Here is an 11,486-nt window from a genome sequence, read left to right as displayed (position 1 = left end):
CAGGAAGCTGCTGACCATCCTCAACGCTATGCTGCGCGACCGAAAAATCTATAAGGTCGCACCGTCAACATAACAGTTGCCGGCTCCGTGCCGCAACGCTTGCGCGTTGCAGCTCGTCCGGGACACGAAACGGCCGCTCCTAATTCAACACCCGCTTGCTGTCAGGGCTATCCAGCGAGAACGCCGGCACGTCGATCTCGAAGCGCTCGCCGCTCTCGGTGACCATCTGGTAGCGGCCGGTCATGAAGCCGGAGGCGGTCGAGAGCGGTACGCCGGAGGTGTATTCGAAGCGCTCGCCGGGGGCCAGGATCGGCTGCTCGCCGACCACGCCCTCGCCCTTGACCTCCTGCTGGCGGCCGGAGGCGTCGGTGATGATCCAATGCCGCGTCTTGAGCTGCACGGTCTCCTCGCCCGAGTTGGTGATGACGATGGTGTAGGACCAGAAATAGCGGGAACGGTCGGCCGACGACTGCTCCGGAACAAAGTTCGGCTCGACGGTCACTTCGATGTGGCGGGTCACGGCGCGGTACATGGCTGCCACCATACCGAAATCCGGCGCCGGAACCAAACGCCGCGGCCGGCCTTGGCGACATCGTCCCGCCAGAATTCGAAGGGAAGGACACCGGCGAGGGAAACGCCCGCAAAGGGATACCCCACATGGTCCGGCCGCTTTGCGAGTTCGGAAGCGGACCGGTACACTCCTCGAGACGTCGCGATTTGCGGAAGGGTTTTTGGCCCCCGATGACCATTGCCGACCAAGTGACGGGATCGACGATCGCGGGAACCGCCAAGCCCGTCGACAGCGCGTCCGTCGACAGCAAGCCCGCAGGAGCGAAGCCGCGCGCGAGGGCGCCGGCCATCACGCTGCCTGCCATCGGCGAGCGCGAGCTCCGGCTCGACCTGTTCCGCGGGCTCGCGCTGTGGCTGATCTTCATCGACCACCTGCCACCCAGCCTGCTCACCTGGTTCACCATCCGCAATTACGGCTTCAGCGACGCCACCGAGATCTTCATCTTCATCTCCGGCTACACCGCCGCCTTCGTCTACGGCAGGGCGATGCTGGAGAGCGGCGTCGTCATCGCCACGGCGCGCATCCTGCGCCGGGTCTGGCAGATCTACGTCGCCCACGTCTTCCTGTTCACGATCTTCCTCGCCGAGATATCCTACGTCGCGACCAGCTTCGAGAACCCGCTCTACACCGAAGAGATGGGCATCATGGATTTCCTCAAGCAGCCCGACGTCACCATCGTGCAGGCGCTGCTGCTGCGTTTCCGCCCCGTCAACATGGACGTGCTGCCGCTCTACATCGTGCTGATGCTGGCGCTGCCCCTGATCCTGTGGTCGATGAAATGGCGGCCTGACGTCACGCTCGGCCTCTCGGTCGTGCTCTACGCGGTCACCTGGGAGTACGACCTCTACCTGTCGGCCTATCCGAACGGCTTCTGGGCCTTCAATCCCTTCGCCTGGCAATTGCTGTTCGTGTTCGGGGCATGGTGCGCGCTGGGAGGTGCGCGACGCATGTCGCGCATCCTGGCCTCGCCCGTGACGATGTGGATCGCGATCGCCTATCTCGTCGCGGCGTTCTACGTGACGCTGACCTGGTACGTGCCGCAACTGTCACAGTTCATGCCGAAGCGGATCGAGCAGTGGATGTATCCGATCGACAAGACCGACCTCGACGTGCTGCGCTTCACGCATTTCCTGGCGCTGGCCGCGCTCACAGTGCGCTTCCTGCCCCGGGATTGGCCGGGCTTGAAATCGCGCTGGCTGCGCCCATTGATTCTATGCGGCCAGCATTCCCTCGAGATCTTCTGTCTCGGCGTCTTCCTGGCCTTCGCCGGGCATTTCATTCTCGCCGAAGTCTCCGGCGGCGCGGCCATGCATGCGCTGATTAGTCTCTCCGGGGTCCTGATCATGTGGGGCGTGGCCTGGGTGATTTCGTGGTACAAGCGCGTGGCTGACAAGAGCGGTGCGAAAACCAAAAACGCCGTCGGCAACGCCGATCTGGCGGGAGGGGGCTGATGAAGGCGAAGGTTCTCCTGAGCCTGATCCTGCTATGCGGTAGCCTCGCCGCGCCTGTGGCGCGCGCGGGGGATGCTGCTGCGCCTGCCGTGCCCGCGGCGTGCGAATTGCCGTCCTATCTGCTGACCAGCGAGAGTCAGCTCCCCAAGGTCGCCGACGCCATCAAGGCCGGGAAACCGCTCGAAATCCTGGTCATCGGCAGCCGCTCGACCACGATTCCGTCGTCGGAAGGCAGCTCCTATCCGGCGCGCATGGAGGCGATCCTCAAGGAGAAGCTGCCGGCGTCCGAGGTGGTGCACGTCTCCGTAGAAATACAGAGCAAGAAAACGGCAGAGGAGACCGCGTCCATATTCGTTAAGCTGATGGAAGCAAAAACGCCTACCTTGGTGATCTGGCAGACCGGGACCGTGGATGCTATCCGATCGATCGATCCCGATGAATTTCGCAGCGCGGTGACCGACGGGGTTGTTGCGCTGCAAAAGGCGGGGGCTGACGTCGTCTTGATGAACTTGCAATACAGCCCGCGTACGGAGACCATGATCTCGGCGCCGCCTTATCTCGACAATATGCGGGTGGTGGCGCAGGAGCACGATATTCCGCTGTTCGATCGTTTCGCGATCATGCGGCAGTGGAATGAGCAGGGCCAGTTCGACCTGTTCAGCCCGTCCCGCGGGCCTGAGCTGGCGAAGCAGGTCCATGATTGCCTAGGCCGGGCGTTGGCACAGTTCGTGATCGACGCCGCTCACCTGGAGCCGGCCCAGCAGCAAAATTGAGGTCTAGCGTTAATGAGTTCTCTCCGCCCTTTTCGCCTGACGGCATGGCTGGCCGCGCCTGCAGCCGCAGTGCTGTTGTTGCTGGCGCCGGCCGTGCAGTCGCACGCGCAGACGCAAGCCGCGACCCAAGCAGCGCAGGCGACGCCTGCGCCAGCGCAGTCGGCTGATCCCGCGCCCGCGCCGCCGTCCCAGACCACCGTGGCCGCGACCTCGCCCGAGCAGCGCGGCGTCACGACGCGCGCCATCGACAGGGTGAAGCAGGTCGCCAAATCCGCCGCCGATATTTTCAGCCGCGTGCCCTGCCTGCCGCCAAAGGGCGGCTCGAAGGCGATGGGCTCGCTGCCGCATGTCGCGGGCAAGCTGGTCGCCGGCAAGCCCGTCGTCATCGTCGCGTTCGGCTCATCGTCGACTCAGGGCTTCGGCGCGAGCTCGCCGGAGTTCAACTATCCGAACCGCCTCGCCGCGCAGCTGCGCCGGCACTATCCCACCGCCGACATCACCGTCGTCAATGCCGGCGTCGGCGGCGAGGACGCGCCCGAGATGATGAAACGCCTGCAGACGCAGGTGATCGACGCGCATCCGGACCTCGTGATCTGGCAGGTCGGCACCAACGCCGTGCTGCGCAATCTCGATCCCGGCGAGACCGCAAAAATGGTCGAGGACGGCATCAGCCGCATCCAGGCCGCCGGCGATGCCGACATCGTGCTGGTCGACCCGCAATATTCGCCCGCCGTCAACCAGCGCAAGGAGAGCGCCGGCAAGATGGTGCAGCTGCTCGGCAAGGTCGCCGAGCTCCGTCACGTCGGCATCTTCCCGCGCTTCGAGGTGATGCGCGACTGGCACGAGAAGCAGGCGATCCCGGTCGAGAGCTTCGTCATTGCCGACGGCCTGCACATGAACGACTGGGGCTATGCCTGCTTCGCCCAGCTGCTCGGCGACGACATCATCCGCTCCGTCGGCCAGATCAAGCTCGGGGTCAACGTGCCGGCGGACGTGCGGACGTATCGGCCGATGTGAGGTCTGCTTCACCCTCCCCTGAAGGGGGAGGGTCGATCGCGCGCAGCGCGAGCGGGGTGGGGTGATCTCTCCACTCGGGCAGTGTTGTATGTGGAGAGACTGTCACCCCACCCCGCTACGCATTCCGCTTCGCTGCATGCGCAGCGACCCTCCCCCTCCAGGGGAGGGTAAGAGCCTCACGCCTTCTCCAGCGCCGCCGTCAGATCCTCGATCAGATCATCCACATGCTCGAGCCCCGCGGAGAAGCGGATGAAGCCCTCGCTGATGCCGAGCGCGGCGCGGTCCTCCGGCTTCAGGCGCTGATGCGTCGTGGTCGCCGGATGCGTGACGAGAGACTTGGCATCGCCGAGATTGTTCGAGATCTTCGCAAGCTTCAATTCATTGAGCACGCGGAACGCCGCCTGCTTGCCGCCCTTGACCTCGAAGCCGACCAGGGTCGAGCCGCCGCGCATCTGCTTTTTCACCAAGGCCGCCTGCGGATGATCGGCGCGGCCGGGATAGACCAGCCGCGAAATCTTCGGATGGCTCGCCAGCACGTCGGCGATGCGCGATGCGGTATCGGTCTGCGCGCGCACGCGCACGCCCAGCGTCTCCAGGCCCTTGAGCAGGACCCAGGCGTTGAACGGCGAGATCGACGGGCCGGTCTGGCGCATGAAATTATGCAGGTGCTCGGCGACGAACGCTTCCGACGACAGGATGATGCCGCCGAGACAACGACCCTGGCCGTCGATATGCTTGGTCGCGGAATAGACCACGACGTCGGCCCCGAGCGCGAGCGGGCTCTGCCAGATCGGCGTCGCGAACACGTTGTCGACGACGAGCCGCGCGCCACCGCTGTGCGCGATTTCGGCGATTCCTGGGATGTCGAGCACGTCGAGCGTGGGATTGGTCGGGCTCTCCAGGAAGAACGTCTTGGTGTTGGGCCTGAGCGCACGCTGCCACTGGTCGAGGTCGGAGCCGTCGACCAGCGTGGTCTCGATGCCGTAGCGCGGCAGCAGGTCCTGGATGACGTAGAGGCACGAGCCGAACAGCGCGCGCGAGGCGACGACGTGATCGCCGGCCTTGAGCGGCGCCAGGATCGCGGTCGTCACCGCGGCCATGCCGGTTGCAGCCGAGCGGGCGGCCTCGGCCCCCTCGAGCTCGATCATGCGGCGCTCGAACATTGCGATGGTCGGGTTGGAGTAGCGCGAATAGATGAAGCCGGGGTCCTCGCCCTTGAACCGCGCCTCGCATTGCTCGGCGGTGTCGTAGACGTAGCCCTGGGTCAGGAACAGCGCCTCCGACGTCTCGCCAAATTGCGAGCGCAGGGTGCCGGAATGGACCAGGCGGGTTTCGGGACGGTAGTTGGCAGGCGACTTCGACATAGATACCTCCGACATGACCGCTTCGTCGAAAGCGGGCACAAAAAAACCGGCCTGGACATGTCCACGGGCCGGGATCTCAGAGGTCCCCGGCCTGTTTAGCGACTTATTTAACGTGGCTGCAAGCCGGCCGGCTCAAATCACCACGGGATAAGTGATGCTCATATTCCGCAATGCCCTTTCCGTCAAGGCGTCCATCGGATAGCCGTAAAAGACCTGTATTTCCGGCATGTCCGGATGCATTTGAGCCCTGATGAGGACCCCCGGTTGACGTTCACGGTCGCGCCCGACGCCAATGGTATCCTGCCCGACCGCATGATCGCGGCGATGGCGGAGGCAGGCCTCATCCTGCCCGCCTACGACTTCGTCGAGAGCCAGATCCAGCCGGCCAGCCTCGATCTGCGCCTCGGCGACATCGCCTATCGCGTCCGCGCCAGCTTCCTGCCGGGGCCCGGTGCCACGGTCGCCGAGCGCATCGACGAATTGAAGCTGCACGAGTTCAGCCTCGCCGACGGCGCGGTGCTGGAGACCAACTGCGTCTACATCGTGCCGCTGCTGGAGAGTCTGGCGCTGCCGCCGGAGATCGTCGCGGCCGCCAACCCGAAGAGCTCGACCGGCCGGCTCGACGTCTTCACCCGCGTGATCGCCGACGGCACCCGTCGCTTCGACATGATCGGCGCCGGCTATCACGGCCCGCTCTACGCCGAGATCAGCCCGAAGACGTTTCCGGTGCTGGTCAGCGAGGGCTCGCGCCTCAGCCAGGTGCGCTTCCGCACCGGCGATGCCATCCTCAATGCCGACGAGCTCGATGCGCTGCATGCCGCCGAGCGCCTCGTCGACATCGACGATGCCGATCTCTCAGGCGGCGTCGCCGTTTCCGTCGATCTCTCCGGCGAGAAAGCCAGCGGCTTCGTCGGCTACCGCGCCAAGCGCCACACCGGCGTCGTCGACGTCGATCGCCGCGCCGGCTATTCCGTCGAGGACTTCTGGGAGCCGATCTCGGCCCGTCCCGACGGCAGCCTGATCCTCGATCCCGGCGAGTTCTACATCCTCGCCTCCAAGGAAGCCGTGCAGGTGCCGCCCGACTACGCCGCGGAGATGGTGCCGTTCGATCCGCTGGTCGGCGAATTCCGTGTGCATTATGCCGGATTCTTCGATCCCGGCTTCGGCTATGCCGGCGCCGGCGGGCTGGGATCGCGCGCCGTGCTGGAGGTGCGTTCGCGCGAAGTGCCGTTCATCCTCGAGCACGGCCAGATCGTCGGCCGCCTCGTCTACGAGAAGATGCTGGCCCGCCCCGACGCGATGTACGGCCAGCGCATCGGCTCGAACTACCAGGCCCAGGGCCTCAAACTATCGAAGCATTTCCGGGTGTAGCGCGATCCTGTAGCCCGGATGGAGCGCAAGCGTAATCCGGGGCAGTCTCACTTGTAGCGCGATCCCGGATTGCGCTCCGCTTCATCCGGGCTACGAGGTGACGGCATGAGCAATCCATCCGAACTCGACGCAAAGATCGCCGAAAACGTCGCGGATGCGCTGATCTATTCGGATCGCTCCGGCACGATCATGCGCTGGAACGGCGCCGCGACGACGCTGTTCGGCTTCTCCGCGGCGGAAGCGCTCGGCCAGAATCTCGACTTGATCATTCCCGAGCATCTGCGCGCCGCGCACTGGAAGGGCTTCGAGGCCGCACTCGCCAGCGGCGCGATGAAGCTTGCGGGCAAGCCGACGCTGACCCGCGCGCTACACAAGAGCGGACGCAAGCTCTACATCGAGATGACCTTCGCGCTGGTGCGGGATTCCGGCGGCAACGTGCTTGGATCCGTGGCGATGGCCCGCGATGTCACCGAGCGGGTCGAGCGCGAGCGCGCAGCCAGGACGCCGCCGCAAACTTCGTGATGCGGAATTGGCAGGCGATCGCGCAGGGCGCCCTGCACGGGCGTCATGTTGCCTGCCTGAAGGTGCAGTGACACACTCGATCAAAATCAAGGATCGGGAGCGAACATGGCCGCCGCCTCAGACGCCGCGCAGGAAGCCCAATGGAGGCGCTGGCGCGCGGTTGCCGACCTCTATCACGCCTACTTCACCGGCCTCATCCTCACCGTCGTCACGCGCCGTGGCACCGCCGATGCGGCGGAATTCGTCTTCCGCGTCTTCCGCCGCCAGCAGCAGGAGCGCTTCCTGCCCGGCCTCAGGAAGCTCGGGATCGATCATCTGCCGCCGGCGGTGGCGGCCGCGCAATATCACTATCTCTCCAACTGGATCGGCGGCGTACATGTCGAATACATGTATGAGAGCGATACCAAGGCCTGGATCCGCTATCCGCCGCCGCGCTGGATCTGGAAGGGCACCGCGATCTGCGGCGTGCCGGGCGAGGTGAGCCGCGCGATGCTGCGCGGCTGGCACGCCAACAACGGCGTTGCACTCGGTGATCTCAGGCTCGGCTTCGTCTGCACCAAGCAGAGCGTCGACGGCCAGGACGGGCTGGAAGGTTACTACCATCAATACGATCATCCGCTCGAGCTGGACCAGCGGCTCGTGTTCGCGCGTCATCTCGAAGCGCCGCTGTTCGATGCGAAGACCGCGCCGGCACTTCCCGTTGCGAGCTGGCCGAAGCCGCGCCTGGAGAAGGCCTATCGCAATTACGCGATGGAATATGTCCGCACTGCCGCGCCCGTGATGGTGCAGCTGTTCGGCCCGGAGGACGCCGGCTATCTGCTGCGGCTCACCGGCAAGCTGATCGGTATGCAATATTTCGACGAGGTTGCGGCGGCGCTGGCGATGGGGCGCGGTGGGAAAAGTGAATTCGCATCGTTCCTGAATGCGCTGTTCGCCGCGCAGGATGACGCGGCCGAGATGACGCAGTCCGAAGGCACGTTCGAACTCCGCCAGCGGAGCTGGAAGCTGATGGACGACGTCGCCGATGATCATCCCGCCTGCGCCAAGGTGCTGGAGGGACTGTTCGAAGGCCTCGCTGCCGGGTGCGGCCGGCATATCGCCGTGCATGTGCGCCCCGCCGCCGGCGGCCGCCGGCCGTTGGTCTGGACGATCGAATAGCGTTCATCCGTCGAAATGCACTGCCGCAGGGCACGCCTGCATCTGGCGCAGGAGGAAGCGCTCCGCATCGTGCTAACACGGCCTCGCTGCGCCCTGCGCGCGAACAAATTGATCGGCACACCTATGCATTGCCGTGCCGCAAATGGCGCCCGTGCCCGGAGGGGACATGTCCGACATCGCCGAAATCCCGGTCGATGAACAAGAGCGTCCGCTGCCGCCGCCCCCGCGGCCGGTGCGAAGCGCGCTGGTGGACGGGCCGATCCTGCGCACGCTGCTGTCGCTTGCCTGGCCCAACGTGATCGCGCTGTCGGCCGGCACCTGCACGGTGATCGCCGAGACCTCCTATATCGGCCGGCTCGGCGTCGAGGCGCTGGCGGCGATGGCGCTGGTGTTCCCGACCATCATCCTGACCATGACGATGTCGGGCGGCGCGATGGGCGGTGCGGTGGCATCCGCCATTGCACGCGCGCTCGGTGCCGGCGATCGCGAGCGCGCGGCCACGCTCGCCATGCATGCGATGCTGATCGGCATCAGCTTCGGCCTCGTCTTCATGCTGGGCATGCTGATCTTCGGGCCGAAAGTGCTCGAGATGCTCGGCGGCCGCGGCGATGTGCTGACCCATGCGATCGCCTACACGCAGGTGTTCTTCGGCGGCGCCGTGCTGCCCTGGCTGCTCAACACCATGGCCGGCGTGCTGCGCGGCACCGGCAACATGAAGCTGCCCTCGTTCCTCATCCTCAACTCCGCGGCCTGGCAGATCGTGCTCGGCGGCACGCTCGGCCTCGGGCTCGGTCCGGTGCCGCAGTTCGGCATGCGCGGCGTCGCGGCCGGCGCGCTGATCGCCTATTCCATGAACATCTGCATCATGGGCTGGGTCCTGTTCTCCGGGCGCGCGCGCGTCACGCCGAAGCTGCGCGGCCTGCGCATCCAATGGGCGATGTTTTTCGACATCCTGAAGGTCGGCGCCATCGCCTGCTTCTCGCCGCTGCAATCGGTGCTGACGATCTCGATCTTCACCCACATGCTGGCGCAGTTCGGCACCGCGATCCTCGCCGGTTACGGTATCGGCGCGCGGCTGGAATTCCTGCTGACCTCGATCGCGTTCTCGTTCGGCATCGCCTGCGTGCCGATGGTCGGGATGGCGATCGGCGCCGGCAACATCGCGCGGGCCCGGCGCGTCGCCTGGATCGCCAGCGTCGCCGCTTTCGCCGCCGTCGGCGCGCCGGCCTGCGTCGTCGCGGTGTTTCCCGATCTCTGGATCAACATCTTCACCGACAGCGCGGCCGTGCGTGCGGCGAGCCATCAATATCTGTCGACGGTCGGACCGTTCTACGCGTTCTTCGGCATTGCCACGGTGATGTATTTCTCGTCGCAAGGCGCCGCCAAGGTGATTGGGCCGGTGCTGGCGCAGACGGCGCGGTTGGTCTACATCTCCGCCGCAGGCTGGTGGCTGTCGACCCACGGGGCCAGCGCGCAGAGCTACTTCTGGCTGGCCGCAAGCTCGATGGTCCTGCTCGGCCTGCTCTCGTCCTCCAGCGTCCTGCTGACGCGCTGGGGGCCGCGCGCGAGCGCGCCCGCGATCAGGCCAGCACTATCAGGCGCCGACTAAAGCGCGATGATCGCGCTTTAGGTTGTTGTTTGAGAATGATGCTTTCGGAAGACCGCTACACTCTTTTCCGGATCATGCTCTAGCGATGCCGATGGCGGCGATGGCCGCTGCCGCCGACATTGGCGAGCCGCATCAGTTGCGGGATCATCGCCATCATGTCGCCGCCTCCGGCGCCGCCGAGCATGCCCATGATCTCGCCACCGCCGCCGCCGAAGCCGGCCGGGATGGTGCCGCCGCTCATCGGCGCGTAGCCGCCGTAATTCGGCGCGCCGAAGCCGCCGCCGAGATTGCCGGCGGAGAGGCCATTCAGGCCGCCGCCCATCATGCCACCGAGACCACCGAGCCCGCCGCCGCCATTCTCCATCATGCGGCTCATCATCGGGCCCATGGTCTGCATCATCATGGCGAAGCGGCGCTTGCCCATCTTCGCCTTCATCATCTCCAGCATCGGCGCCATCTGCGTCATCATGTCCTCGCTGCCTCCCCCGCCGAACCCCGCGAGCTGCGCCTTCGCGGGCGTGCTTGCGACGGAAAACAGCAGCAGCACGGCGGCTGCCTGGCAGATCACCTTGTCCGCACCTCTCATGGCATGCTCCTCGCGTGCGCAGGCCCGCCGGGAGAGCGGAGCCAACCGGACGCACGCCGCCATGGTTACGGCTGGCGAGGGCGCCGCTCTGTGAGAAAACTCACGGAGCCGCAGAGCCTGGAGGGCAGCTCACGCCGCAGCGGGCGGGAAGGCCTTGTGCAAGGCGGTCTCGGCCTGGCGGGTCTGTTCCTCGACATAGGCAGCAAGCTCGTTCGGCAGCATGTCGATGATCCAGACCAGGCGGCTTGTCCGCTCGCCGTCGGCGATCACCTGAACCGAGGCGCTGTAATGCTTCAGCCGCTCGTTGCTGATGGCATAGACGAGACGGTGCTTCACCTCGTCGCAAGCGACCAGCACCTCACGCGCCACCGAACCGTTGGCGAAGGTGACGATTCGCGCATCGCCGTCGAGCGTGCAGGCGGTGACGAAGCCCGGCACCAGCCGCTCATGCAGCGCACCGAAGTCGCGCACGGCGTCCCAGACGTCGCGCGCGGGGGCGTTGAGGGAGATGTCGTTGTGGATGGTGGCCATGGGATTTCCTCAAAATCAGTCTTGTAGAGTGGGCAAAGGCGCGTAGCGCCGTGCCCACCATTTGAATTGACGTGGGCAGTCGGTGGGCACGCTTCCGCCTCCGCTCTTCGAGCTACGGCGGAGAAGTCGCTTTGCCCCCTACGAGATCTCGTGAGCGTCACGTGCAAACCGCCTCGACATTGTTGCCATCGGGGTCGATCAGGAACGCTGCGTAATAGGTCGGGCTGTAATCCTTGCGCGGCCCGGCGCCGCCATTGTCGCGGCCGCCGCTCTTCAGGCCTTCGCTGTGGAACGCCTTGACCGCGTCATGGCTCCCGGCGCGGAACGCAATATGCGCGCCGTCGGCCTTGCGTCCCTTGTTGAGATGCAGCCACAGCGCCGGCTCGCCCTTCGGACCGAAGCCGGCATAGCCGTCGCCGCTCGAGCACAGCATGTAGCCGAGCGGGGCGAGCACCGCGGTGTAGAAGCGCGTGGCGGCGTCGAGATCGGCAACGCGCAGTCCGATGTGGTCATACATGGTCGTCTCCATTGCA

12 protein-coding genes and 1 riboswitch are annotated in these 11,486 nt (G+C 65.7%); of the genes, 7 read left to right on the top strand and 5 right to left on the bottom strand.

Annotated features, from left to right (window positions below):
- Positions 1-139 precede the first annotated feature (139 nt).
- Entirely contained in the window at positions 140-532 is a 393-nt protein-coding gene (gene apaG, locus UNPF46_RS08685) for a Co2+/Mg2+ efflux facilitator ApaG/CorD (protein ID WP_063199673.1), read from the bottom strand.
- A gap of 209 nt (positions 533-741) precedes the next feature.
- On the opposite strand from apaG, the gene UNPF46_RS08680 reads away from it, so the two are divergent.
- Genes UNPF46_RS08680 through UNPF46_RS08670 form a run of 3 tightly spaced genes read left to right on the top strand, consistent with a single transcriptional unit; the run spans position 742 to position 3,812 of the window.
- On the top strand, positions 742-2,022 hold the full coding sequence (locus UNPF46_RS08680) for an OpgC domain-containing protein (RefSeq protein WP_142249711.1): 1,281 nt from the start codon (positions 742-744) through the stop codon (positions 2,020-2,022).
- Positions 2,022-2,795, top strand: coding sequence for an SGNH/GDSL hydrolase family protein (locus UNPF46_RS08675; RefSeq protein ID WP_142249710.1), 774 nt, complete (start codon positions 2,022-2,024; stop codon positions 2,793-2,795). Before UNPF46_RS08680 ends, UNPF46_RS08675 begins: the two co-directional genes overlap by 1 nt.
- 12 nt (positions 2,796-2,807) lie before the next feature.
- Complete coding sequence (locus UNPF46_RS08670) at positions 2,808-3,812, top strand: SGNH/GDSL hydrolase family protein (RefSeq protein WP_142249709.1); 1,005 nt, start codon at positions 2,808-2,810, stop codon at positions 3,810-3,812.
- Between the two features lie 176 nt (positions 3,813-3,988).
- Here the strand turns inward: UNPF46_RS08670 and UNPF46_RS08665 are convergent, their stop codons facing one another.
- A complete protein-coding gene (locus UNPF46_RS08665; protein ID WP_181769853.1) occupies positions 3,989-5,176 on the bottom strand; it encodes an O-succinylhomoserine sulfhydrylase in 1,188 nt (395 codons plus the stop codon).
- A gap of 74 nt (positions 5,177-5,250) precedes the next feature.
- Positions 5,251-5,330: riboswitch (SAM riboswitch) on the bottom strand.
- Between the two features lie 80 nt (positions 5,331-5,410).
- On the opposite strand from UNPF46_RS08665, the gene UNPF46_RS08660 reads away from it, so the two are divergent.
- The 4 genes from UNPF46_RS08660 (at position 5,411) to UNPF46_RS08645 (ending at position 9,836) form a co-directional block, all read left to right on the top strand.
- Complete coding sequence (locus UNPF46_RS08660; protein ID WP_100174874.1) at positions 5,411-6,547, top strand: 2'-deoxycytidine 5'-triphosphate deaminase; 1,137 nt, start codon at positions 5,411-5,413, stop codon at positions 6,545-6,547.
- A gap of 105 nt (positions 6,548-6,652) precedes the next feature.
- Positions 6,653-7,069: a PAS domain-containing protein gene (locus UNPF46_RS08655; RefSeq protein ID WP_100174875.1), complete on the top strand. Its 417-nt coding sequence runs from the start codon at positions 6,653-6,655 to the stop codon at positions 7,067-7,069.
- Between the two features lie 105 nt (positions 7,070-7,174).
- Entirely contained in the window at positions 7,175-8,227 is a 1,053-nt protein-coding gene (locus UNPF46_RS08650) for a hypothetical protein (protein ID WP_142249707.1), read from the top strand.
- A 166-nt stretch (positions 8,228-8,393) separates the two neighbouring features.
- Entirely contained in the window at positions 8,394-9,836 is a 1,443-nt protein-coding gene (locus UNPF46_RS08645; protein ID WP_142249706.1) for an MATE family efflux transporter, read from the top strand.
- A gap of 79 nt (positions 9,837-9,915) precedes the next feature.
- On the opposite strand, the gene UNPF46_RS08640 is transcribed toward UNPF46_RS08645, so the two are convergent.
- From UNPF46_RS08640 to UNPF46_RS08630, 3 genes are all read right to left on the bottom strand, one after another.
- Positions 9,916-10,422 carry a hypothetical protein gene (locus UNPF46_RS08640; RefSeq protein WP_181769852.1) on the bottom strand — a complete coding sequence of 169 codons (507 nt, stop codon included), beginning with the start codon at positions 10,420-10,422 and terminating at the stop codon, positions 9,916-9,918.
- Positions 10,423-10,551: 129 nt separating this feature from the next.
- Entirely contained in the window at positions 10,552-10,953 is a 402-nt protein-coding gene (locus UNPF46_RS08635; RefSeq protein ID WP_142249704.1) for an SRPBCC family protein, read from the bottom strand.
- Positions 10,954-11,110: 157 nt separating this feature from the next.
- Positions 11,111-11,470, bottom strand: a complete 360-nt coding sequence (locus UNPF46_RS08630) for a VOC family protein (protein WP_181769851.1) — start codon at positions 11,468-11,470, stop codon at positions 11,111-11,113.
- Between the last annotated feature and the right edge of the window lie 16 nt (positions 11,471-11,486).

The sequence above is a fragment of the Bradyrhizobium sp. UNPF46 genome, assembly GCF_006658625.1.
Classification (GTDB): domain Bacteria; phylum Pseudomonadota; class Alphaproteobacteria; order Rhizobiales; family Xanthobacteraceae; genus Bradyrhizobium; species Bradyrhizobium nitroreducens.
This window is presented reverse-complemented; position numbering and strand designations above follow the sequence as displayed.